We start from the raw sequence: 25,308 nt of genomic DNA, 5'->3' as shown, positions 1-25,308 counted from the left end.
ATTTAATTGGCTGATCCGGTTGACCGGTAGGTAGGTGTTATTAATTTTCCGTCCAATTGATAAGACTGTACATTAAAAATTCCCATCCAGGTATAAATAAACCTGGGTATATCTACTGAGAAAGGAATTTTGTTCAATTCTACATCGGGGTAAACAGGGCAAATATTGGCACTTCCGGTTACATTCAGTCCGCCCCATACTGCAGCAGCACCAAACTTCACATCTCTTCTGCTTGCCGAATAATCTATAAATATTTTCTCTGAGGCTTCCCTTGAGTTCTCACCTACTCCCGGCCAGTACCCTATAAGATTCTCAGCATAGGGTTCCCCGGTATTCACAAAAGTTCTGCAATAATTAGCCCTGATATGATTCTCGGGTAGTGCTGTATTATAAATCCGGATATCGAATATTCGTCCCCTGAAAGAATTTGCACCATACGAGGGCCCGCCTCCTATAATTAAACTGGAGTTTGTAGAGAGCGACCTGTTAGAAATATCGGTTCGGGCACCTGCCACACCATTAAGATAAGTACGGGTGTAGCGTTTGCCGGCACTATCAAATATAACGGCCGTAAAAGTATTCCATACACCTAGTTCATAAGATGGTCCTGTATTAGCTATGTTATTGTCTACCCGGAAAGACCAATTGGTATTGGTGCCCGCGTGTAGAAGAAAAGACCAGCCGTTAGTCGGATTCGCGCCGCTGGAAGCACTGCTTTTTGAAAGAATTGCCGGAATGGTTGCATTGGTACTCCTGTTCGATATATTGGCCTTGAACTGGATGGTATAGTTGCCACTGGTACCCAGGTTATATATTCTTGCCGATGCAGAATCCAGTGCGCCCTGCCTGTCTGCAGGCCCCAACTCCTCAGGCGATGTTCCGTTCACCGAGTACTCGCGCATATCAGGCACAGGGAAATAATCGAGATTAAAATTGGGGTTGGAAATAATTATAAAACCATTACGTTCCGTATTAGAAAAATCAGAGCCATCATCTTCGTTTTCTGCAAGTGTATATTTACCGCCTTTATTAGAAGCAACAATGATAACCCAATTCTCCGATGCTGCTGAGGACCGGCTTTTAATTGCTTTCAATAAAGAGCCCAAAAAAGTATCGAAAGCCTGTAGAGCAGAGAGATAACTTGTAGAAGAAGGACCATAACCATCGGTTTCTCCCGCTCTTTTAAGCCCTGTGTACTGTGCAACGATCACCGACGAAGTCGTAGTGGTCAGGTTGGCTACCGCTGCTGCCTGTACCGTTTGGTCAGACGTTAGTAATTGACGGGATACCGCACTTTTTACCAGATTATTGTAAATAAATTCTGATTGTACAAAAGCACTGGTTGTGTAATTAGCATTTGCAGCTAAAAGATTTTCCACAAAAGGTTTGTACTGATTTAAGTTGTTTGTTCCGGATGATGCTATAACACCATGCTTAGCTTTCCTCACCCCGGTAAACATGTCAGCATAAGTAGTTGCTTCTACATTACTATTATCTGTAAGACTGGCACCCGAAAATATAGCCGTTTGAGCAAGGGCATTGATATTAGGATAGACATTGTCTCTTACAGATTGTTCGGTAATCACTTTCCCTATACCACCATCAACCACCACATATAGAACCTTATTTTGTGATGAGGCCTGGTGAATGGTTGTATCCGGGATAACGCTTGTATCCAACCGGGTATCAAAATCGCGGTTACAGGCAGTAATTACAGATATAAGTAACATACTTATTACAGCCCCATAAAATACCTTATGAATCACCATGTTTTATAATTTGTTTTAAACATCGAAATATATTTGAGCAATAGTTGTTATATTTTCGTCTTAATATGTGATTGTTAATTTCCCAAAACCAGTTTTAATATACCGCCGCATTTTTCTCCTTCAAACGTATCGATACTTCCTACCAGTATAACTGCTGGCAGTCCCCCTATTCCTGATTTAGTTTCAATCATTTTATAAGTAGTTCCGTTAAAGGCGCCTGTACTGTTATAATTTGCAGCCAGCGATCCGTCGGCATTTAAAACCATGAGTCCTTTGCGGGTAATAGCATTATACTTCTCAAAGCCACCGGTAACTATGATCAACCCATTTGAAAGTTGTCCGGCAAAAGTGGGTATACCACCTGAAAATATACCTGGCGTACGAAACCCGCTGTACAAGGAACCGTCGTTATTTAGAGTGGCTATGTTATTAATATTCGTTCCATTGAAACTCGTAAAACTGCCAGTTATTATGTATTTCTGGGTTGTGGCATTATAGGTTATTTTATTGATAGCTTCATTGGCTGCGCCACCGGCTGCAAAAGTGGGGTCCAGCGTACCATCCAGGTTCAACCTCGCGATGCGGTTACAACGAGCCCCGTTAAAAGTAGTAAATGCACCCACTACAATAAGCTTCCCGTCGGCCTGCATCCAGGAGTCATTGATGCTTCCGTTAAAGCCGTCAATGCGTTGTGCGGGATTATTTTTATTAAAGAGATAATTAGAGTCGAGCTCGCCTGTTAGTGACATCCGGCTTATCTGGCGTACCGGGGCAAAAGCCACCAGTTTATTATCCTTGGTTGAACGTTCGTAAAAATACTGGTAGTAATTAGTCATGCTCCCCACAGCAGTTATTTTATTATCGAAGTGGTATATTTTTTCTACGCCGCCTGATAAATTCCCGATAAACTGGGGAACCGTATCCGTTGCAAAAGATGGATCTGAATTTTCAGGAGCTACGTAAAGATCTACAATGCGTGTACGAAGTGATCCCGAACTATTTAACAAAGCTATATTGCCCATATCCGAAATGCTGTCGAACATGGAAAAGGTTCCGCTAATCATCAGATCAGCATTGGGGAGCCTGATAACTGACGTAATAATACCTCTTGAAGAAGTGCCATAACCTGTAGTCAGTCCGTCCACTTTTTCACCGGATGCATTAATACGCGTAATACCTCCCAGGCCGGTATTCAGGTTATAAGTTCCAAAAAGACCTGCTATTATAAACTGGTTGTTATCCGGTAAAATATCATAAACAAAACCATTAGTGCCAATACCCGATTTAAAAGAGGCATCACGATATAATTTCCCCTCTATATACACATTAGGTCCCTGAAAAACCTGCCCGTCTACCCGCAGTGATGCAGCACCTGAACTTACATTAGCCGGTAGTGTGATAGTGATCGTACTATCGGTAATGTTCTTTATAGTTGCCTCAAGATCACTTGCCAGGAATTTAATATCTTTTGCATTTGCCGATCTCAACCCGGTTATATAAAATGTCATATCCTGACCCGCCACACCTCTTGATGGCGTAGGCGCTTTACCGGAGAATTTTATTGGCAGCAATGTTTGTCCGCCCGCGTAAGGATCCGGAAATACATCGTCTTTTTTGCAGCCCGTCATTATTAAGGCCCACAAAAAAAAGATAGCTGTTATTGAGAAAAAGGATTTCATAATTCGTTGTAATAATTAGTGGTAAGGTGATTAATCAATACCGGCTTCGTCTGCCGCCTGGCTAAATCTGAACGGGTAGAATCCGAATGTATGGTTGCGATATTTCAGTATATGCAATCGCCCGTTGCGCGGGGCTATATCGGAAGTTGCTACAGGTGCGTTATACCATCTTACGCCAAAAGTGCCGCCGAAATCATATAAATAGGAAAGCATTAGCTGGCGATACCCTTTATACTTTAAGGTGATGTCGTCGGTGAGGTCGCCCGGAGTACCGTTATTATTCACTGCATCGTTATATATCACACCAATATTCATCACCTGATTATCCACAGATTCAAAAAGGTTACCCCGGTATGTATCTAAGGCCAGGGTATCTACCTGTGTATAATCTTTTAGCCCCCGGTTGCCCGGGAAAATATACTGGCTCAGGAATTTTTTCCATACAGACGGCTTGATCTGCTCAAAACGGGTAACGCTATCTCTGCCGCGCTCAAGCTGCGACTCATTTACAAACCTGATAATTTTATCAAAGCAGGGATCGGGGGGCGCAAAAAAAGTAACCTGTTCATTTTGCAGTATTGATTCAAGCCCTGCGTGTCTGATCACACGTACCAATGTATCGAAATAAAAACTGTCTTTTACAAGATACTCCATAATGGTACCATCGAAATTTGCATCATTGATACCCGTATCTGTGTAGTAATCCTTTTTGCAGGAACAGATGGCCAGAGAGATAATACTACAAAAAAAGATAGGATAGATAATCTTTGTCATAATTAATTCCAATAATTGTTTAATTGAATCAACGGGTTGTTTGTTTGGGCTTTTTTATTGATAGGCCATGTCCAGGCGCCCTGCAAAAACTGTCCATAGGACATGCTATTGGTATAATTATACTGAGGATTGTAAATCCTGCCGGTACGTACCATATCATAATAATAGTGTCCCTCACCCATCAGCTCCTTACATCGCTCATAAAAAATTGCGTCTAATAAACTACCCTCACCAGGATTTGCAGGGAACAGGGCTGTATTGGCCCGCGACCGGATACGGTTCAGCAACTGTGCCGCCTTCTCATTGTAAGGCCCCGCGGTACCTCCCTCTGCATTTCCTAAGGAAGCCCCTATTGACGCCAGAGCTTCCGCCTGAAGTAAAATAGCATCGGGGTAGCGAAATATAAAATAGTTATTACTTAGTGCATTGTCTCCACCTTTAGGTCCCAAAGCGATATTATAAAACTTCAGCATCTGGGAGTTTCCTGCATACATAGTATTGACATTATTAAAAGTAAACCAGGCTTTGATACGGTCATCCTGCTGCTCGTCCGGATACAATGTTCTGAGGAAAGAAGACATATAATTCATTTCAACATTATCTTCAACACTATTGGCTTCCGAATTATTGGTAAGATTGCTTTCCCATATCACAGTGCCCGCATAAGTCATACGGCGGTTTTGAGGAAATAAACCATAATTGATATTCTGAGGCACTTCAAACAACCCTTCCTGCGATCGGCCCTGAAACACGGTAAATATCTGGCTCATAGGATACAGTTTTAAAGCGCCTACTGCAAGCTCTCCCTCATTATAAAGAATATCGCCTAATTCGTCAACCTTTCGATAGTAATTGGTGGCATTGGTTTTATCAAATCCGGCCAGCCACATATTAAAATGCATCTCAAGTACCAGCATGCTGCTTTGCATAGCCCGTATAGCCCTGTAAGTAGGATCAGGGTAGGCCCAGGGAACATCCTTTCGGTGCTGCTCCAGATCTTCAATACATTTTTTTGCCACTTCTACATGATTGGTCCTGGGTAAAGATTTCTCATTATAAGCGTTTATATAATAAGGAACATCTGAGTAAAGCCTAATCAGGTAGAAGTAGGCCAAACATCTCATAAATGTTGCTTCTCCCTGGTATTGTTTCACCATTTTATCGGAAAGGCCGGGATCTTTCTGCTGCACTTTCGGCGCTTCTTCGTATAATATATTAGCAGCCTGCACTACCTTAAAAAGAGGAGACCAGTCATCAAGTAAATCCCAGCGGGTATTACGTTGCCACCATTCCCTGATCGCGTCGTAGGTAGGGCTTGTACGGCTTGCATCGGCGGCAATCGCATTTTTGAGATCGTTCCGGGAAAGAAAAGTAACATCGCCTCGGGGAGGATACGCTGCTCCCACTACAACCGGGGCGCATCTCACATCTCCCATGAAAAGCACTGCCGATTTCATTGCAAACTCATCCTTAAAAATGCGGTAAACATCATTGGTAAAACGTTCTACGTCGGATTGGGTTTCCCAGAAATTGTTCCCCGAAAGATCATCCAGGGGTTTAACGTTCAAAAACTTTTTACATCCTCCTGCCACCACAACAATGGCTATTATTACCAGTAAATATTTTATTTTCATCTTCATAAATTAAAATTGAAGGTTTAAGCCAATTGTATATGTACGTCGGGTAGGATAGCCATCTGCCCTGTCACGTCCGAGGTCTGTAACATTTTCAGGATCGGGACCTGAATAATTAGAAAATGTATATACGTTATTGGCTGTGAAATAGATACGGGAATAGTTGATTCCGTAACGTTGTGTTCTTGCTTTAGGCACATTATACCCCACCGTTACGGTATTGAGTTTAAAGTAAGAACCATCCTCCTGGAACAATGTCTGGTTAAAACGGAAAGGTCTTATAGCTGTGCTCCTGGTAAAATCGTAAGGGTTCGGGTAAGTGGCGTTTACATCACCCTGACCCTGCCAGAAATTATATTCATTAATAGGGACCAACGCGGCATTGCTTTGGCTGGCAACCGGATTATTGTAGCTGGCCAATCTTTGCGCTAACGAATTGTTCAGGATGTCTCTGCCAGCAGTAACCGACATATTCATAGTTAGCGTGAAGGCGCCGTAAGTAAGCATTGACTGAAACCCTCCGGTAAATTTTGGAAAGGCGTTTCCAGCCACTACGAGATCCCGCTCGTCCAGGATATAATTTCCGTCCAGGTCGGTCCAGTAGGGATCCCCCCCCTTGAAAAATATTTTATTTCCGCTGGCGTCCAGGGTATAGTAAGGCAGTCCGGTCGTAGGATCAACGGGTACTGACGCATCATCAGGAAACACACCCCGGTAATGATAGAGTACATTTGAAACCGAATTTCTACCCAGCCTGTACAGGATATCCTGTTGTATGCCACCCACTGTTGTTTCGTCTTTATGTAAGATCTGCCTTACATCATTAGGAAGCCTGGTTAGAATATCATGGTTAAAAGCTCCGTTGGCCGAAATGTTCCACCGTACTTTTTCTTTGTTGATGGGGCGATAAGTAACAGTAAACTCGTAGCCATAGTTTACGTGACTCATGTAATTGGTTTTAAACTTGGCAAAACCATTATGATCGGCGATGGCTATATTAAACAACTCATTGTCCAGTTGTTTATAATAAGATTCCAGAACGGTGGAAAATTTACCATTTAAAAATCCGGCCTCAAGTGCATAACTCAACTGTGTAGTAATCCGGGGAAGAAGTCCCACGTTGGGGAGGTATTCCCAGTTAAGACCGGTAGCAGGATTATTATTGTACTGTCCCGATGTTACATAACGTCCATAGGCATCAAAAATACTACCTGTGGGAACGATATTTCTACCCCAGCTTGCTCTTAACGAAGAATAGTCTATCCAATCAAGCCGCTCCATAAATTTTTCTTTATTAAAGTTCCATCGCAGCCCTACTGCCGGAACTTTCACAAAGGGCTGGTTAGGGCCGTTAGTAGAGCTTCCATCCAGGCGATAACTGAAATCAAGCACATACTTCTTTCTATAGTTATATTGAAAAGTTCCTCCATACCCAAACAGTCTTGTTTCATAATTACTGTTGAGGATACCCCCGCGTTTCTGAAAGTTTGATATATAGCCTACGGGACCTTCATACTGATCGTTAGGTGTACCCGATTGCTGCTGAACCTTAGCCATAAATTGATCTAGACTTACCTCGGAAAAAAGAAATGCTGTTATGAGGTGGTCTTCGGTGAAGTTGGTTGTATAATTGAGCGAGGCCCTGTTGTTAATACCCTGCCTGCGGCTATCATAACTATATCTCAAAGAATAATTATTATTAACTGAGGACGGTGTAAACGTATTGGTTCTACCCGTAGTAAAATCATAGCTCAAATTATTCTGAAGGTTCAGGCCTTTAATCAACTCATATCGTACATCAATATTCGTAGCAAGGCGCCCTGTTTTATTTTCGTTATTGGTTTGTGACACACCAAGAGCAGTACTGTTACCACTGAAGAATGACGGAGGTGGCAGTAAAGAGCTAGCTGACGCAGCCGTTGCCACACCTCCCTGCATCATGCCGGTACCGCTACCCATACTTTGGTTACCCAATGACGCAGTGATGGAGGTAAATAACCGGAAACGATCGGTGGGCATATATTCAGTATTCAAGCCCATCGTGTATCGTGAAAATCCTGTATTTTCTATAATACCTCTTTCATTGTAATAAGAAAGATTGGATTTGTAATTGAATTTGGTATCACCACCCGCCGCTGAAATATTATGCGTCATATTAAATTTAGGGCGGTAAAATATCGACTGCCAGTTAGTGGAATTATTGTAATAAGGATTCAGATAATCTGCCAAAAAAGGGTTCTCCTGTATTCGGTCACGGCCGCTGTATAAAGTTGTATCATTCTCCAATATCTGCTTGATCCTTATATCTCTTTCATCTTTACCGCCTAACACAGTTTTAAGACCCGGTGGAACGCTTAGCACAAAGTTGCCGGTATAGGTAATAATCGGCTTTTTTGAGCGGCCTCTTTTGGTGGTAATAATAATAACGCCATTTGCACCTCGGGATCCATATACCGATGTTGCCATCGCATCCTTCAAAAAAGAAAACTCTTCTATATCTTCCGGCGGAATTAAAGATACCGGGCTCACTCCCGGACCTCCCTGGTTAAAACCATATTCAAAATTGGTATTGGGATCGTACGGAACACCATCAATAACAAACAAAGGAGATGAAGGCGATAAAAAGGCGTCATTACCACCGCCCGAAACCCCGATATTAGATACCCCCCTTACAAAAATAGAAGAGCTGAAGCCGGGCATCCCTGTTGTATTTTGTATGTTTACCCCCGCCACGCGGCCCTGCAAAAGCTCCATAACGTTAGACGTGGGCACATCCTGAATATCTTTACCACTGATGGTAACACTGGAGCCCGTGCTGAATTGCTTTTGCCTCTTCTGAAACCCCTGAACTACTACCTGTTCCATACCACCGTCTTTTACAGCTAATACAACTTCCAGCTTATCACGACCGTTGAGATTAATTTTTTGTTTATCGTAACCTGTGTAAGAAAAAGTAAGTATAGCATTTGCTGCAACAGTTATTACAAACTCGCCTTTTTCATTCGTTGTAGTTATACCTGTTTCAGCCTTACCCACACTAACGGTAACATTACTTATCGGCAGGTTCGTATCCTTTCCTTTAACTATACCTGTAACCGTTATATTTCCTTGTGCAACGGCAAAAAGGGTCAATAACGAGCATACAGCAGCAAGTAGTAATTTCATGAAAGTATTGTTATGGTATTTTGAAATTGTTCTCATAATTAGTCGTTGTCAAACTTGGGTGATTCTTTAGGGAAAGACACGATAATTTCCCAGTCTCCTTTTGTGTAAATGCCAAAATCAAAAAGCAGGTGAGATACTTGCCTGAAGCCCCCGGCCGTGAGCCTGGAGTAACTGAAATCAAGATGAGCATACTTCCCGTCTGTAGTAGTATATTGAGTGCGCCTCTCTACCAAGGGAATAGGATATGCCACATCGTACTTAACATATGTAGTGGTTTTTTGCATGTTGAAACCATGCAAAAGGTTGGGCCAATCAGTTAAATTGAACTTTGACGGGTCAATGAATTTATTGTTCCTGTCAATGAATATAAACTTCAGGCTTGATCCCTGGCTGGATAATTTATGAATAGATATCCTGACGTCAGAAGGATTTAAAAGAGTTTGTGTGCTATCGCCGATAATGCCGGTGATGGATGAAGGGTTTAACCAATCACTGGATGCATAGCCTGAAATGACATCTGCGTTATTAGGTTCATATTCCCGCAGAATATAGGGTTGGATCCTGAGGTCTTTAATAACTTTACTACCACCACTGTTACCTACCTGCACATCGAATTTATAACCCGAATCAGGCATAGATTTAACGGATCTTGCCAGTATTTCATTACTGCCCCAGAAAAGCATGTCGCCTGAATGCTCCCTTATCTCTAAAAAGGGATGGTTCTCTAATGTTCTTTTAGACTCTATAGCTGCCAGAGATGTTTCATTACCTGTATATTGCTCATTCCAAACGTATACCGGAAACACAGCCGACAACTCAGGCGCAGGCAACCCGTCATAGGTACGCACGTTTACCAGTTTAAATGTTAGCGGCTTTGCAGAATTATTATTATCCAGAAAAATATTGCTAAACAAAGTATTCCTTCCCAAAATGGGATTAAATAATGTTTGTGTGTAAGAAGACTCAAGATTAAAAGAATCCAAATCCTGAGGAACATAATTTTTTACGCAACCCGACAACCCTATAATTGCCATAAACAGGATACCAGACAGATTTTCATTTCTCATCAACTGAAATTTTGATTATTTAAATGCCATACAATTCTTTGAACGGGTGCTCATGTTTACTTATTAAACCGGCTTATAAACTCACCAAAGCCCAATTCATGCTCCGGCTGCAGGCTATGCACTACCCCATTTTTTGTAACAATGTTTACCACGTTAGTTTGAGTACGGATCCAATCTCTTATAAAAGGTGATTTTTTTGTATCGCTGAAAATAATATTCGTCGGACCACCAGCCTGGAAACCTGTAGCTTCACTAAAGCTTCTTTGCCCATGCATGGGGTAATTATTGAGTATAGAAGTAAGATCAAGACCATCCACAAACTGAATAGAACTTGTACTTATTTTACCACGTATTACATACCTTGATATAATCGAATCCAGGTTGGGTACATCAAAATCATTAATGTATAAAAGCGATTTTCCTGCACTGGTTCTGGCAATATTCAATGTAGACATGATCAACCTAAAACTGGCGTTAGAAGGAGCAAACAAAGTGAGCGAAGTTGCTTCGCTGGAAAGGCTGTCTTTTAACCATGGAATACGGTTGATTGCTTTAACAAGTGAATCGTACACTCCTGTCTTGCCGGCAATATATTCATAACCGGTTCCGCTGTATGTATTTTCAGTATTGACATAGTTGTAATCCCCTCCGGGTTTGTTACAGGAACTTGCCATATACATCACGAACAGTAAAACCAAAAGACATACATTAAACGGACAGATATACTTAATAGATTTCATCATCATTGAATGCTTTAATTTTTCCAATAAGGGGTTTGCCGAATTAAATCGTTAGCGGCCAGAACCTCTTTTGCTACCGGCCAATAAATACCACCCGTTGATATCAGGTTATTAAATACGGCATCATTATTCCTGATCTTCTTGTACCTAACCAGGTCAAACCAATACCATGCTTCACCCATTAACTCTTTTCTACGTTCTTTGAATATTTCATCAATTACATTTACAGTAGCAGGCAAGCGGTCCAGCTTTCTGCCCGCGCGCAGCAGGTTTAGCAGGTCGAGTGCCAGGGAGGTATTACCCAGCACAGCTTTGGTTTCTGCCTGCAGCAATGTAATCTCTTCGGCCCTGCTAAAAACAATGGGCGAACCATAGAGCGTAAACACAGAGGTATTATTCCCGGTACCTGCGGTAGGGCCTACTATCGCTATTTTAGAAAATAAAGGATAGTCGCTGGTAAGATTACTGAAGAACATACTGCTTACGGTACCAGCTGCGTCAATATTAAACCGTTCGTCTTTTGGTTCATTATAAATGGTTGCAATATCTTCAGCCGGTATAAAAATTAACGGGTTGGTTCTTTGTATAAAAGGCGCTCCCATAGTCAGGTTTTCTATATGTCCTGTGGGGGTGGTTTCGTTTTTATCCTGTGACATTCCAAAAGCCAGCACATGTTTATTATTGGTATTGGTAAACACCCCCCCGGTTACAGAAACCAATGTGGCTGTTGAAGAAGTAGTGAGGGAAGCGTTGGATGCATTAGCAGATGCATAATCCAGGTAAGCTGAAGCATCCAGGTAACGGCCATCAAGTACAGAAATATGAGCCAGCAGTACATACGCCGTAAGTCTGTTAATCAAATCGCCGCTCCAGTCAGAGCTTCCATAATACAAACCGGAAAAGTAATCAGCATTGACAGAACCATACACGAAAGGCAATACCTGCGCGGCTTCCTTCAGTAACTGCTCTGCATAGCTTAATACTGCCGAAGCACTGGACCGGGGAATTTTCGGGAACTGGCCGTCATACGACTGCCTGATCAGCGGCACATCTCCCCAGGTTCTTACCAAATAATAATAAGCCATGCCTATCAACGCTTTCATCTGGGCAATATCCACCTGGTTGGTAAGGTTAGTATACTGCGGATCTGTAGATAAAACACTGCCAGATTTTTCGATAAATAGAAAACTGCTGTTAATTACAGCATAAAACCTTCTCCAATTAGCCACGTCTTCCAGCAAAGGAAACGGCAGATTAAGCTGCCCGTCTATTACAGCCTTCAGGTCAGTTCTTGAAACAGACTTAAAGGCACTCCCCCTTAGTTCCCCATACATCCAGTTGGCTTCATTATCTGCCAACGCAGAACGCATCAGCCCGTAATTACCTAACAAGGCAGACCGGGTATCTGTGATGGTTTTCCACGCGTTCTTTTCATTGATCGTGTTAGATGGCTCTAGGTCCAGTATCTTATTGCAGCCCATGCCGCTACAGGCAATTACAACAACAAAAACATAAATAGTTGTATATATTTTCTTCATGATGGTAGATGCGTAAGGGTTTACAGATTTAGTTTAAGACCTAAAATGACACTTTTAGTAAGCGGCAAAGAGAGACCGTTATCATATCCATAATAATTAGCCAGTTCTGGATCCCTGTTGGTATAGGGAGAAAGTTTCAGCAAGTTAGTACCGGTTAGGTACAAGTACAGATCTCTAATGCCTTTAGCTTTTCCAAAACCTATCTGGTTTTTCCCTGTTATCTTGTACCCGATAGTGGCCGAACGTAAAGAGAAATAATTAGCCTTTTCTAAAAACAGGTCCTGGCTTACCTGGTAAGGCGCAACTGCACTCCATGGATTGTACATTGGATAATTACCGGTGTTTACACGGGCCTCCCAATAAGTAATTTCTTTGATCCTGTCGAGGCTATTGGCATTGTCCCTGGTAATAAAATCCATATAGTTAGCCGCTTCCTGGTTAACAATATGGTGGCCAAGCGCGTATTGCAGATGGAAATTCAGGTCGAAGCCTTTATAAGATAACTGATTGATAAGCCCGCCAAATACTTTGGGAAGAGCACTACCCTTTAAAACCCTGTCGTCATCGTTGATAACATTGTTGCCATCCATATCGGTCCACTTTGGATCGCCGGCATGTAAAGGGAGCCCTTTAAAAGTCATACCTGATGGAATTTCCGACTGGGTATTGTAGATACCTTCGTTTTGATACAGCCAAAATTCATCTACAGCGTGTCCAACTTCAAGTTTACGGTCATTCAGAATAATACTCGAAACACCGCCGGGTAAGCCCTTCAATGTATTTTTATTGAATGTGGTATTCAAACTTGCACTCCATGCTATACCATTCTTACCGGCTGCAATCAGCTGAGCACCCAACGTAAAATCTACCCCCCTGTTATTTACCCACATACCTGGTTTCAGCTCATAATTGTACCCGCTTTCAGCTGTGGTAGGAATTGTTAATGTGAGATTCCGGTTATCTTTATTATATACATCGATATTTAACGAAAGGAAGTTATTAAAGAGGGCAACGCTCGTTCCTACGTTCAACTGCTGCACATAGCTCCACGGAATATCGTAACCAATCCATGCGCTGTTGTACGGTCTTGAATAAGTAGCATACCCGTTATAGCTGGTAATCGGAAAACCTCCCCAGCTCAATTGCGGCAAATATTGCGGACCAACGCCCGTCAGTTGGTCGGCCACCAGGTCACCTATCTGCCCCCACGAAGCATGAACATCCATACCTGAAAGCACGCCTTTACGTGGCTTCACCAGGTTATAAGCGGCATCGAAAACGGGCGAGATCAGCCATCTCTGATCAGGCTGCATGGAAGAGCTTCCATCACTCCTTATCATCGCTCCCACTTCAAGGCCGCCGGCGAACATGTATCTTGCCTTTGCAAAAAAAGACATTAACCTTTGTTGTACTTTGTCCAGATAACCATTTACGATATAACCGTTATGTACTAAATATTGAGTGGCTTGTGTGTTTCCATCCACTTCTGCTATTCTTTTCACATCGTCCGGCCCGTTATAACCCGCGAAATAGCTGTACCTGGAAAGATCTCCCTGGTAATTTAATCCACCGGTCAGATCCAGTTGGGAACCATTATCGAACAAGTGTTTGTATTCCAGCTTATCTTCTAGAACAAACCTCTGATTAAATCCAAAATAATTGGATACGTAATTGTTACCACTAAAAAGCACTTTAGGATAAAATAGGTCCCTCTTACCCTCGTTGTAATCAAATGAAAGGCGTGCCGTATTCACAACTTTACCCAGGGTGGCGGACAATGAAAAATATCCCTGCACCGATGAAGTCAGATTATTGTCTATTAAATCGCCCTCGTACACGTCAATAAATTGCTGGTAGATATTTTTATTAGGCGGCAAAGGATTCGCAATAGATGGCATATACCGCATCTCCGCAAACCGGTCGGTAAGATTCCGGTTACGATTGCGATTAAGAATGGTACCGCTGATCATACTGGAAACAGTAAGCCATGTAGCCGGCACCATGGAAACATAAAACGATCCTGTATATCTTTTTAAGCTGGTGGCATCCGCCGTACTGGTGTTTTGACTGGTTCCAAAAAAGGCCCTGAAATTGGAGCGGCCTGCACCGCCGGTCAAACTGGCATTTACATTATAAAGCGGAGTATTGTTATAATACAGATCCGTCCAGTTAGCTGCTCCATAGTAATCCGAATTGGACGAATCACTCAAATAACCGGGTAGTGAACTGGCATTGTTACCCGACGCATACTTTTGATAAAAAGGAAGCCTGAAATTCTTTTCGCTTGCCGCGTTCAGGGTATTTACACCAGGGGTTAAAGCATATCCGAAATAGCCATTTACAGATAATAGCTTTTCGCCGGGCTTCGCATTTTTGGTAGTTATATATACAGCTCCGTTGGCTGCACGGGGACCCAGCCAGCCGATGTCTTTAAAATCTTTAACTATTGCTATTTTTTCAATATTATCCTGGTCCAGGATACTCAACAGATTGGTTGCGGTACCAATCGGGTTGACATCGTAGGTTTGAATATTATAGGTATAAGGATTGTCCTGTATCAGCGGAATACCATTTACATATACAGCGGGCTGGGAAAGATAAAGCTCTTTAGGAGACAACAGTGGCCGGCTCAAACCACGAACATACATTTGCTGGTGAACAGACCCGGGTTCGCCGGTTGTTTCCTGAACGTATAACCCCGAAACAGCACCCTTAACCATTTGCTGAACACTAATTACAGGTAGGGTAGTAATAAGCCGTGTACGAACGGTATCACGCCTGAATTGAAAAGCTGCCGGATTCACATTATAATAAACTATGGAATCTACTTCCTCAACAGTCTTTTCTTCGGCAACCTGTGTTACAATAGTATCCTGGAACAGCTTATAATTAAGCCCGTTGTAATTTAAAATTGTAGCTTCCGAAGCCCGGGCTGCATTTGCGCCTGCAAGACAGCACCACATAAACAGCAATTGGAATAATAGTCGTTTCATTTTTTATAAAAGCAATAGTTTTTAAAAGTTTATTGCAATAGCCTCCTCATACTTACTGTCTTCACCACAGTAGGTCGGCTAATGAACCTTCACTCTATTTAGTTTATTCCTGCCGGCAAGTAAACAGGATATAACTCCCCTCTCTAATAGTATGCTCAGTTTTAAGTCACAGGCACTTTTATTATAGTCTTAGAAAACTGCAATCCGTGCTGTAATTCGGTTGTGAATATCATCAGGACTTTAAAAAAGCATCGGGGGGAATCTTTTAAAAAAAGAGGGGAAATTATAAACAACTCACAAACAATTGATTATCAATATATTTTTTTATCAAAATCTCTGCAAACTCATGAGTTGTTGGGTTGATTAGCGACCTTATAACACGGATATTAATAAATGATTGCGGTATCTAGAACTTAATTTCCCAGCCCAAAACACGCGGGAACAAACACTTATATATTGCCTTATACTCCAACGCAAACTCCACAACATTAATATCCGGATGTCTCCACAAAAAATAAGTCATTCTTTTATATACAAAAGCGCATATACACCTAATTATTCAGGAAAAAGGGGGGAAATCTTAAAAAAAATGAGGTATTTTTTATATCATCCTGGTGGAAACGTTCATTCCGTCCGTATTTTTCCTTTCTTTATACCAAATAACTGTTCACCCCACACCAACTAAACACAGTCGGAATATCAGGAATGCGTTACACTCGAAACCGGTACTTTTTTATAATAGTTCTGTCTATTGGCATAATTGCAGCCTGCATAGAAGCAAACGGCCAAAATCCATCGTTCAACAGCTGGAATACAGAGGCGGGGCTTTCTCACAACAGTGTATTTTCCATTGCTCAAGACAAATCTGGCTTTATATGGGCTGCTGCCGGCAACACGCTAAACCGGTTTGATGGCAAGGAGATAAGAATGTTTGGGCCACACAAGCCCGGCAATCCCGCAACAGAAAATGATATTAATACCCTACTCATCGACAAATCCAATCGTATGTGGATCGGTATGAGCAGGGGCTTCCTAACTTATGATATTCAAAAAAACAGATTTGATTCGGTACGGCTGAATACCTCCGATGCAGGACTTTATGTTTTTTGCCTTTTCGAGGATGAAGACGGCAATATCTGGGCAGGCACCAGCCGGGGCATATTTCGTTTGAAAGACCGTGAAAAATTCAGGTTTGAGAAATTTGGCGAAAAAGGTTCTACAAAAATTGAACAGGAAAGTATACGTTGCTTGTTTGTGGACAAAAGCAAGACTATATGGGTGGGCACTAATGCCGGCCTGACGGCCATAAAAAGTACAGCCCAAGGGTTGCAATACCAACATTTTAAGCACGACTCTTTAAATGCTTCCAGCCTTAGCAGTAACATCATTACCGCAATTTATGCTGACAAATATGATAATTTATGGATCGGTACTCAAAGCCAGGGAATTAATTTATTTCGAAAACACACGAATAGCTTTATTCGAATTAACACGGCATCGCCTCAGCTGCGCCTTAACAACAATATTATACGGGTTATTAGACCCGATGGTAACGGAAATATATGGATTGGCACACAGGAAGGGTTAACCAGGCTTAACTGGACGCAGCAAACTATAACTACTTACAAAAACGATCCGGGCGCTCCTCATAGTCTTAGCCAGAATTCGGTACATAGCATTTATATCGATCGCAATCAATTGGTATGGATCGGAACCTTTTTTGGAGGTATGAATGTTATCAACCCTTTTCCCTCAGAGTTTACAATATGGCAGAATAACGGAAACGCGACAGGATTGAGTAATAATGTGGTAAGTTCTGTTGCTTCAGATAAAGAAGGTAATCTCTGGATTGGCACGGAGGGCGGTGGATTAAATCAATACCGGAAGAATTCAGGCGACTTCACTTATTATACCCATGGAAGCAATGCCGTAGCCTCCAATCTCATTAAGTCGGTTTACAGGGATCGCAACGGGAATATCTGGGTAGGCACTCATGCCGGGGGACTAACGCTTTATGCTAACGGGACCTTCAAAAGATATTTTTACACTCCTGACAATCCGAATTTTTTAAGATCCGAAATTTCTACCATTGCGGAAGACCATAATAATAACCTTTGGATCGGATTGCAGGGCGGACTAAGAGGCGTGCAGGTTTATGAACGCTCCGGCACAACCCTCAATGATATTGGTGCCGCCTACAACTGGGCAGCGTTAAAAGGGAAAAATGTTAAAAAGATATTCCCCGATTCAGAGAACAATATCTGGATAGGAACCTCCTCAGGCCTTTACCTAATTAAAGCCGGAAAAAAAATAGTCACAGCAGCTAACAGATTTATAGGCCAGAATGATACCGCTGCCTTATACATCACCTGTATCCAGGAAGATCACCAGGGCAATATGTGGTTTGGTGTTGAGGATGGTGGGTTTAAAAAATATGACAGGCGACTACAGCAGCTGTATACTTTTACCTTTAGTCAGCAAATAAAAAGAAATAATATATATGGTATACTGGAAGATAGCAATGGTTTTATTTGGTTGAGCACCGGAAACGGCCTGGTTAAACTTAACCCCATTACTCGCAAATTTCAACGATACACTCAAACTGACGGGCTTCCCTCCAATACATTTAATTATAACGCATACTTTAAAGATGATAACGGAACCTTTTATTTTGGGGGCTACAGTGGCCTTGTAAGTTTCGATCCGGCTTCTTTTAAACCCAACACCATTAAAGCTCCCATTTTATTTACTGGTCTGAAAACCTTAAACCATCCCGGCACGGAGGATATAACAGCTGCCACTGAGCTGGAATTGAAATATAATCAAAATGTTTTTACCATCGACTTCGCCTTACTGAATTACCTGAAGCCTGAAAAAAATAAGTACGTATATCAATTAAAAGGGTTTGATGACCAATGGATAGGAACAGACAGGCCCTCCGTTACCTATATGAACCTAAAACCCGGTCATTACAGGCTTGCCGTGAAGGGAGCCAATAATGATGGGATATGGAGCGATGAAAAGGAATTGTCTATTATAGTACTCCCCCCCTTTTGGCGTACCTGGTGGGCCTATCTTATTTATTTCCTGGTTTGCTCCGCCATCTTATTTTTGATCATTCGTTTCTTTTACCTGCGCGAACTGATACAAAAGGAAGAAGCGCTGCATCAGAGCAAGCTTGATTTCTTCACCAACGTGACACACGAGATAAGAACACATTTAACATTGATTATGTCTCCGGTGGATAAAATGATTTCCGACCGGGCCAGTGACAGTTACCTCCAGCAACAGTTTCAGCATATTAAAAAAAATGCCAACAACCTGCTACGTTTGTCTGAAGAATTAATGGATTTCAGAAAGGCGGAAACAGAGAACATGCGCCTGCAGGTTGCGCCCCACGATATCGTGGCTTTTATTAAAGAGATATATGAACACTTTACAGAAATATCGCTGGCGCGGAACATGCATATTTCACTTACTCACAATATTCAGCATCAAACGCTTTATTTTGATGCCGAGCAATTAGAAAAAGTATTCTTCAACCTGATCAGCAATGCCTTTAAATTTACGCCCGACGGAGGAAAAATACAGGTACATATAGAAGATGTACAGCACTATGTTAAGATATCGGTTTCTGACAATGGCCGGGGAATAGCTCCCGAATATAAGGACAAGCTTTTTAATAACTTTTTCCAGGTTAATGATAGCGGTTCTCAAAATAAAGGTTATGGCATCGGCCTGGCTTTATCCAGTAAAATAGCCGCCCTGCATGGCGCGCGTATTGAAGTAGACAGCGAGCTTTCTGCCAATGAAAGTAATGAGCGGCGTACTACGTTCTCTGTCTTCCTTCAAAAAGGATCAGATCACTTCAATCAGCAAATGAGCATTCCCGCTCCTTATGTAACGCTGGATAAAACAGTATCCGGAGTTGCTGTATCAGAATCGCATGAAGCGCTTTCCTCAACGCCTGTTAGTGAAAGGATTGGCACCAACCAAAGCAAATTCACGATCCTCGTTGTAGATGACAATCCCGGTATCCGACAAACCGTCCAGGAAATACTGGAGCAAACGCATACAGTAATTTTAAAAAGTAACGTTGCCGAAGGTTGGTCTTATGCAAGTGAGCAGCTGCCGGATATCATCATCAGTGATGTGATGATGCCCGGGGAAGACGGGCTAAGTTTCTGTAACAAGCTTAAATCTGATATACGAACCTGCCATATACCCGTTATTTTACTCACAGCAAAGTCCACTCAACAGGATCATATTGAAGGGCTATATAAAGGGGCCGACTTGTATCTAACCAAGCCCTTTAATCGCACAGTTCTTGATCTCAGTGTAGGCAATCTGCTGAATACCAGTGAAAGGTTAAGGCAAAATGTGGAGCATCATATCCAAAAAGGTCTTTTGAGCACTGCTACTACTAATAATAGCGCTGAGCCAGCCCCCCTGACAAATCCGCTGGATGATGAGTTCCTGAATGATGTTTTGCACATAATAGAAAGCAACCTGGATGAACCAGATTTCAATGTTGCCTCCCTGGCACAAAAAGTGGCTATGAGTGTTCCGGTCCTTTATAAAAAAATGAAGGCGGTCACCAACCTCTCGGTTAACGATTTTATTAAATCAGTTAAACTACAAAAAGCAGCTCAGCTATTAAGTAATACCAATATGGCCGTGTATGAGGTTTGCTACGCCGTAGGATTCCAGGATCGCAAGCACTTTAGCACAGAATTTAAGAAGAAGTTTGGCACCAGCCCTAAACAATATGCCATGTCGGTGCGTAATAGCCATCCTCCGGGGGACACGGCCACGGGCCCGCAGGAAGATTAGCATCTTTGTGGCAGGGATTTTGACAATACCCATACATGAAAATCCTCCTGACCGGCGCCACAGGTTATATTGGCAAACGTTTATTAATTCAATTATTAAAAGAAGGGCATCATGTAATTTGTGCAGTAAGGGATCAGCATCGTTTCAACACCTCCAAATATAAAGACGCAAAAGGAACATTAGAAGTTGTTGAATGTGACTTTTCTGAGAAGTCAGGCTTATCGGTTATACCGCGGGAGCTGGACCTTGCCTACTACCTCATTCATTCAATGTCTGAGGGTGGTGACTTCTCCGCAACCGAAAAAAAGAGCGCCCAAAATTTCAGGGAAGCAATAGAAAAAACGACTGCTGAACAGGTCGTTTACCTTACAGGTATTGTAAACGAAGAAAAGCTATCCACACATCTCAATTCAAGGAAGGCTGTTGAAGCAGCGCTTCAAAGTGATCGATATGCGCTTACCGCTTTAAGGGCCGGTATTATCGTGGGTTCAGGAAGCGCCTCTTTTGAAATTATAAGAGATCTCGCAGAAAAGCTACCTGTGATGATTGCACCCATATGGATCAAAACCCGCTGTCAACCCATTGCTATACGAAATGTGATCGAGTTTTTAACCGGCGTCAAATTGCAGTCCTTCACCTACAACAGGCATTTTGATATTGCGGGTAAGGAAATACTAACTTATAAAGAAATGATCCTTCAATATGCACGGGCCCGGGGCCTGAAAAGACGTATTATAACAATCCCCTTCTTCTCCCCACGCCTTTCTTCTTACTGGCTCTATTTTATTACTTCAACCAGTTATACGTTGGCTAAAAACCTGGTAGATAGTATGAAAGTTGATGTAGTGGCACAACCTAACAGCCTCTGTCAGCAATTGAGTATACAACTGATCAGCTATACAGATGCTATTCGATTGGCTTTCGACAAAATAGAGCAAAACGATGTATTGTCCAGCTGGCACGATTCCTTTCCTGATCACTTTCACAAAAAAAATGTATGGCAATACCTGGAGGTGCCGGAAAAAGGATGTTTCAAAGACAGGAAACAACGCACTGTAACCAACGAAAAGGAGACGTTGAACCGTATATTCGGCATCGGAGGTTCCAAAGGATGGTATTCCTCCTCTATACTATGGAGGCTGAGAGGCCTACTGGATAAACTGTTTGGGGGTGTTGGGTTAAGCAGGGGCAGAAGAGATATTCGCTTTTTAGAACCCGGAGATAGCGTTGATTTTTGGCGCGTGCTGTATGCTAACCGAGATGAAAAGAGGCTGCTGCTTTTTGCTGAAATGAAAATGCCGGGTGAAGCCTGGCTTGAGTTTACTATTAGAAACAATGTGCTTTATCAAACTGCTACATTCCGCCCTAGCGGACTTGCCGGCCGTCTTTACTGGTATGCAGTTTACCCCTTCCACTTTTTCATTTTCAATTCTATGATCCGGCAGCTGACGGGTGAAGAAAAATAAGATTAAAGGGCTCCCTACAATTTGTCCGCTTCTTTCTTAAATTTAGCTAATGAAAAAATCATTACTCCTGCTGCTGGCTGTCCTCTTCATTATAAAAATGCAGGCTCAGCAAGTTCAAATAGTTGTACAAGGCTCCAAAACCAGTTTCCGCGGGCTCAGTATTAAAGGCAGGTCCATCTGGGTGAGTGGCAGCGGCGGTACAGTTGGTCGCTCTATCGACGGAGGTAAAAACTGGCAGTGGCAAACCATTAAGGGCTACGAAAAAATTGAGTTCCGTGATATAGAAGCATTGGATGAGCAAACAGCCGTTATTATGGGTATCGCCTCTCCCGCTTATATCTTAAAAACATCAGATGGCGGGCAAAACTGGACCAAAGTATATGAGAACAGGGACACGGCTATGTTTTTAGACGCCATGACTTTTAAAAATGCAAAAGAAGGATTGGTAATAGGCGACCCCATTAACAATAAAATATTTGTGGCGCAAACAAAAGATGGCGGCAATAGCTGGCAGCCAACAAATCAATTGAGCTTACCCAATGCCCAGCCTGGAGAAGCTTTTTTTGCAGCAAGCGGCTCCAATGTCATATGGTCAGCATTAGGTTACTGTATCGTAAGTGGCGGAGCGGCTTCCCGTTTCTTTACCCGGAATAAAGCAGTAAAGCTGCCAACAACCCAGGGCAGCCAAATGACCGGAGCTAATGGTATTGCAGCCCAAGGCAAAATGTTGCTGGTGGCCAGTGGAGACTATAATAATCGCAGTAATCCAGACAGTGCTTTTATTTACAGTCATGACCTGGGGAAAACCTGGCAATTGCCTGCTGTTATGCCGGCAGGTTACAGAAGCGCTGTATGCTTTACGGGTAAAACAACTGCTGTTACCTGCGGGATAACAGGTATAGACATTACCAGCGATGGCGGGGTTAACTGGAAAAAGATTAGTGAAGAAGGTTTTAACACCTGCGCTTACAATAAAGCTGATAACACCGTATACTTTGCAGGAAATAATGGCAGGGTTGGAAAATTACAATTACAGTAGTTCCCATCCCTGCCAGGTGGATCACTCATAGGAGAAAATGGTGCGTTGCATAAATTAGCCGTATTAAGGTCCAATAATTTTAATAAGTCAAAAATAAAAGGCGGTACGAGCACACACAACGGGGATTTACAGGATTAAATACGGGAAAATTCCCGTATTGGGGTTTATATACGCGCCGTAAGTTTGCTGCATATTCTGTGTATCATAAACACTATAAAAATGTCAGTAAATAATCAATGTAAGCTGGAGTTTTACTTTACCCGGGAAAAAATAGAAGCCCTTCTGAAGGAAAATCCCAATGCTAAAGGAATTATCGTTAGCCAGGAAATAAAAGTTCGTTTCACTGCTGATAATGAAAAATTTAATGTAATAGAAATATGCGCCCGTGCCGATAATGGGGCTGGTAAAAGCAGATCGTTACAAGCCCCTGTAGATGGTTGCCCTTATCCTCCGGGCTGCGGTACAACAACCGAGGCAGATCAATAACTAGTTATAATTATATCCTTGAAGTTCATTGCAGAAATATTGAATATTTTAGATTCATTGGGGCCGGCTCTTGCCGTAGGAGTTTTACTGTCCGGCAAACGGGCACTTCCCAAAGAGTTACAGCTTATTTTTATTTTCTGCCTTGTTCAGCTTTTATGTAATACAACTGCAACCATTATTGAGCGGCTGGCGATGCCCAATAGTTTCTTTTTTCTACAAAATAATTATTGGGTGTATAAATTGAATTCCACATCCTGTTTCCTCATAGTTTTATACCTGTTTGCCAGGCATCTGCTTCATTTCAAACTACCTTTACTATATACATTCTTGTTACTGTATGCCCTGATATCTGTTTTACTTATTATAAGCGGTGACGGCATCTCCCAATTTAATTCGGTAAGCTCCGCCCTCGAAAGTATTGTGATTGTAGCATTATGCCTCTACTTTTTTTATTCCAAACTCATTAACACACATGAAGAAGTAAGCATTCCCGAAACCAGTATTTTTTGGTGTGTGGTTGGAATATTTACTTATTATGCAGGAGCGTTTTTTATATTTATATCTTATAAATATCTTATAGGTTCAAATGATAGCACTGTTGGAGTTTTGTGGCGATTTCACAATATTCTTTTGTTCATTTGCAGCTTATATGTAAGTTATGGCATCTTATGCAAAAATTATCGAACGATATTGTCGTAATACTGGGTGCTTCTGTCTTCCTTCTTTTAATTACTTTATTTATAGTTGTATTATTAATGGCCTACAAACGCAGAGATTATAAACACCTGAAAGAAAAACGGCTTCTTGAAGAAGATTTCAATAGCCAGTTATTACGGTCCCAGATCGAAATGCAGGAGCAAACATTTACACAAATAGGCAAAGAACTACACGATAATGTGGGCCAGCTACTCAGTACATCCCGCATGCTGATTGGTTTGGCTGAAAGAAGCCTGCAAACACCTCCGGACACTTTATTAACAGCTAACGCTACTATAGGAAAAGCTATTAATGAGCTAAGGTCTTTGTCTAAATCTCTCGATAAAGACTGGCTCTCCCAGTTCAATCTGCTGGATAATCTGAAGGCAGAAGTGCTAAGAGTGAATGCAGGAAGTGCCATAAGTGCCCATCTTCACGTACAGGCCGAGCCTGCTCTTTCTTCCTCCAAACAAATCATTCTTTTTCGAATTATACAGGAGGCAGTACAAAACGCCTTAAAACATAGCAATTGTAAGGTGATAGATATCTATTTTTACAAAAACGGTACTGACGCTAAAATTACAGTGGCTGATGACGGCACAGGATTTAAAAACAAAGAAAACAAGGGAATGGGCTTAAAAAACATGCAATACCGTACTAAACTTTTAGGTGGCGCTATTAACTTCAACTCCTCTGTAAAAGGCACCAGTATCGTTATTGTAATACCCCAAACTTCAGAACAAGATGAAAACTAAAATAGGCCTTGTAGACGATCACCAGCTTTTTCTGAAATCATTAAGTTTAATGCTGGACAGCTTTAAAGTATATGAGGTTATACTGGAGGCGAGTAATGGTAAAGACCTGCAGGAAAAAATAAAAAACAAAAAAGAGTTACCCGAAATCATCCTCATAGATGTGAATATGCCTGTTATGAACGGCATTGAAACAGCTAAATGGATTACCGAAAATTATCCGCAGATCAAACCGGTAGCCCTGTCCATGAATGCAGATGATAACGCTATTATATCTATGTTCAGGGCTGGTTGTTGTGGTTATCTTTTAAAGGATACGCACCCCAATGAGCTGGAAAAAGCACTGGATGAAATTAATAAAAAAGGCTATTATAATGCCGATGCAGGGAATATTAATTTTCGACGAATACTAATGAGAGCCGATGAAAAAGAAGAACCGCTTTTAAGTCCTAAAGAAGCTATTTTTTTGCAGTATGCCTGCAGCGAACTTACTTATAAACAGATCGCCTCGGAGATGAACCTTAGCGAACGAACCATAGACGGCTACAGGGAGGCATTATTTAAAAAATTTAATGTACAGAGTCGCGTAGGCCTTTGTCTGGAAGCATTAAGAAAAGAACTGGTAAAATTATAATTATAGCTGATAAATATATACATTTACCGCAACTTAAACCCAA

At 41.9% G+C, this 25,308-nt stretch carries 15 protein-coding genes; 6 read left to right on the top strand and 9 right to left on the bottom strand.

Annotated features, from left to right (window positions below; genetic code table 11):
- Nucleotides 1-2 precede the first annotated feature (2 nt).
- The 9 genes from ACLOAU_RS22830 to ACLOAU_RS22790 all read right to left on the bottom strand — a co-directional run bounded on the left by ACLOAU_RS22830 (nucleotide 3) and on the right by ACLOAU_RS22790 (nucleotide 15,359).
- Complete coding sequence (locus ACLOAU_RS22830) at nucleotides 3-1,730, bottom strand: LamG-like jellyroll fold domain-containing protein (protein ID WP_427864222.1); 1,728 nt, start codon at nucleotides 1,728-1,730, stop codon at nucleotides 3-5.
- A gap of 113 nt (nucleotides 1,731-1,843) precedes the next feature.
- Nucleotides 1,844-3,397: a DUF5008 domain-containing protein gene (locus tag ACLOAU_RS22825; protein ID WP_427864221.1), complete on the bottom strand. Its 1,554-nt coding sequence runs from the start codon at nucleotides 3,395-3,397 to the stop codon at nucleotides 1,844-1,846.
- An 81-nt stretch (nucleotides 3,398-3,478) separates the two neighbouring features.
- Complete coding sequence (locus ACLOAU_RS22820; RefSeq protein ID WP_427864220.1) at nucleotides 3,479-4,222, bottom strand: fasciclin domain-containing protein; 744 nt, start codon at nucleotides 4,220-4,222, stop codon at nucleotides 3,479-3,481.
- A gap of 2 nt (nucleotides 4,223-4,224) precedes the next feature.
- Nucleotides 4,225-5,862 carry a RagB/SusD family nutrient uptake outer membrane protein gene (locus ACLOAU_RS22815; RefSeq protein ID WP_427864219.1) on the bottom strand — a complete coding sequence of 546 codons (1,638 nt, stop codon included), beginning with the start codon at nucleotides 5,860-5,862 and terminating at the stop codon, nucleotides 4,225-4,227.
- Between the two features lie 3 nt (nucleotides 5,863-5,865).
- On the bottom strand, nucleotides 5,866-9,021 hold the full coding sequence (locus ACLOAU_RS22810) for a SusC/RagA family TonB-linked outer membrane protein (protein ID WP_427864218.1): 3,156 nt from the start codon (nucleotides 9,019-9,021) through the stop codon (nucleotides 5,866-5,868).
- A gap of 38 nt (nucleotides 9,022-9,059) precedes the next feature.
- On the bottom strand, nucleotides 9,060-10,088 hold the full coding sequence (locus ACLOAU_RS22805) for a DUF5007 domain-containing protein (protein ID WP_427864217.1): 1,029 nt from the start codon (nucleotides 10,086-10,088) through the stop codon (nucleotides 9,060-9,062).
- Nucleotides 10,089-10,144: 56 nt separating this feature from the next.
- On the bottom strand, nucleotides 10,145-10,834 hold the full coding sequence (locus ACLOAU_RS22800) for a fasciclin domain-containing protein (protein WP_427864216.1): 690 nt from the start codon (nucleotides 10,832-10,834) through the stop codon (nucleotides 10,145-10,147).
- 8 nt (nucleotides 10,835-10,842) lie between these two features.
- Nucleotides 10,843-12,366 (bottom strand): RagB/SusD family nutrient uptake outer membrane protein, encoded by a 1,524-nt coding sequence (locus ACLOAU_RS22795; protein WP_427864215.1) that lies wholly within the window; start codon nucleotides 12,364-12,366, stop codon nucleotides 10,843-10,845.
- A gap of 20 nt (nucleotides 12,367-12,386) precedes the next feature.
- On the bottom strand, nucleotides 12,387-15,359 hold the full coding sequence (locus tag ACLOAU_RS22790; protein WP_427864214.1) for a TonB-dependent receptor plug domain-containing protein: 2,973 nt from the start codon (nucleotides 15,357-15,359) through the stop codon (nucleotides 12,387-12,389).
- Between the two features lie 705 nt (nucleotides 15,360-16,064).
- Between ACLOAU_RS22790 and ACLOAU_RS22785 the strand changes: the two genes are divergently transcribed.
- The 6 genes from ACLOAU_RS22785 to ACLOAU_RS22760 all read left to right on the top strand — a co-directional run bounded on the left by ACLOAU_RS22785 (nucleotide 16,065) and on the right by ACLOAU_RS22760 (nucleotide 25,265).
- On the top strand, nucleotides 16,065-20,192 hold the full coding sequence (locus tag ACLOAU_RS22785) for a hybrid sensor histidine kinase/response regulator transcription factor (RefSeq protein WP_427864213.1): 4,128 nt from the start codon (nucleotides 16,065-16,067) through the stop codon (nucleotides 20,190-20,192).
- Nucleotides 20,193-20,227: 35 nt separating this feature from the next.
- On the top strand, nucleotides 20,228-21,658 hold the full coding sequence (locus ACLOAU_RS22780; protein WP_427864212.1) for an SDR family oxidoreductase: 1,431 nt from the start codon (nucleotides 20,228-20,230) through the stop codon (nucleotides 21,656-21,658).
- Between the two features lie 49 nt (nucleotides 21,659-21,707).
- On the top strand, nucleotides 21,708-22,697 hold the full coding sequence (locus tag ACLOAU_RS22775; protein ID WP_427864211.1) for a YCF48-related protein: 990 nt from the start codon (nucleotides 21,708-21,710) through the stop codon (nucleotides 22,695-22,697).
- A gap of 219 nt (nucleotides 22,698-22,916) precedes the next feature.
- Nucleotides 22,917-23,183, top strand: a complete 267-nt coding sequence (locus ACLOAU_RS22770; RefSeq protein WP_427864210.1) for a hypothetical protein — start codon at nucleotides 22,917-22,919, stop codon at nucleotides 23,181-23,183.
- Nucleotides 23,184-23,851: 668 nt separating this feature from the next.
- Nucleotides 23,852-24,634 carry a sensor histidine kinase gene (locus tag ACLOAU_RS22765; protein ID WP_427864209.1) on the top strand — a complete coding sequence of 261 codons (783 nt, stop codon included), beginning with the start codon at nucleotides 23,852-23,854 and terminating at the stop codon, nucleotides 24,632-24,634.
- Nucleotides 24,624-25,265 (top strand): response regulator, encoded by a 642-nt coding sequence (locus ACLOAU_RS22760; RefSeq protein WP_427864208.1) that lies wholly within the window; start codon nucleotides 24,624-24,626, stop codon nucleotides 25,263-25,265. Before ACLOAU_RS22765 ends, ACLOAU_RS22760 begins: the two co-directional genes overlap by 11 nt.
- Nucleotides 25,266-25,308: the final 43 nt, after the last annotated feature.

The organism is Paraniabella aurantiaca, from assembly GCF_050309965.1.
Lineage (GTDB): Bacteria > Bacteroidota > Bacteroidia > Chitinophagales > Chitinophagaceae > Niabella.
Note: the sequence above shows the minus strand (reverse complement) of the source record. Positions and strands in the feature narration are given on the sequence as shown.

What these genes read in the sequence shown, in the direction of transcription:
- ACLOAU_RS22830 (WP_427864222.1), bottom strand. Translation starts at nt 1,730, where the DNA reads ATGTTACTTATATCTGTAATTACTGCCTGTAACCGCGATTTTGATACC.
- ACLOAU_RS22825 (WP_427864221.1), bottom strand. Translation starts at nt 3,397, where the DNA reads ATGACGGGCTGCAAAAAAGACGATGTATTTCCGGATCCTTACGCGGGC.
- ACLOAU_RS22820 (WP_427864220.1), bottom strand. Translation starts at nt 4,222, where the DNA reads ATGACAAAGATTATCTATCCTATCTTTTTTTGTAGTATTATCTCTCTG.
- ACLOAU_RS22815 (WP_427864219.1), bottom strand. Translation starts at nt 5,862, where the DNA reads ATGAAGATGAAAATAAAATATTTACTGGTAATAATAGCCATTGTTGTG.
- ACLOAU_RS22810 (WP_427864218.1), bottom strand. Translation starts at nt 9,021, where the DNA reads ATGAAATTACTACTTGCTGCTGTATGCTCGTTATTGACCCTTTTTGCC.
- ACLOAU_RS22805 (WP_427864217.1), bottom strand. Translation starts at nt 10,088, where the DNA reads ATGAGAAATGAAAATCTGTCTGGTATCCTGTTTATGGCAATTATAGGG.
- ACLOAU_RS22800 (WP_427864216.1), bottom strand. Translation starts at nt 10,834, where the DNA reads ATGATGATGAAATCTATTAAGTATATCTGTCCGTTTAATGTATGTCTT.
- ACLOAU_RS22795 (WP_427864215.1), bottom strand. Translation starts at nt 12,366, where the DNA reads ATGAAGAAAATATATACAACTATTTATGTTTTTGTTGTTGTAATTGCC.
- ACLOAU_RS22790 (WP_427864214.1), bottom strand. Translation starts at nt 15,359, where the DNA reads ATGAAACGACTATTATTCCAATTGCTGTTTATGTGGTGCTGTCTTGCA.
- ACLOAU_RS22785 (WP_427864213.1), top strand. Translation starts at nt 16,065, where the DNA reads ATGCGTTACACTCGAAACCGGTACTTTTTTATAATAGTTCTGTCTATT.
- ACLOAU_RS22780 (WP_427864212.1), top strand. Translation starts at nt 20,228, where the DNA reads ATGAAAATCCTCCTGACCGGCGCCACAGGTTATATTGGCAAACGTTTA.
- ACLOAU_RS22775 (WP_427864211.1), top strand. Translation starts at nt 21,708, where the DNA reads ATGAAAAAATCATTACTCCTGCTGCTGGCTGTCCTCTTCATTATAAAA.
- ACLOAU_RS22770 (WP_427864210.1), top strand. Translation starts at nt 22,917, where the DNA reads ATGTCAGTAAATAATCAATGTAAGCTGGAGTTTTACTTTACCCGGGAA.
- ACLOAU_RS22765 (WP_427864209.1), top strand. Translation starts at nt 23,852, where the DNA reads ATGCAAAAATTATCGAACGATATTGTCGTAATACTGGGTGCTTCTGTC.
- ACLOAU_RS22760 (WP_427864208.1), top strand. Translation starts at nt 24,624, where the DNA reads ATGAAAACTAAAATAGGCCTTGTAGACGATCACCAGCTTTTTCTGAAA.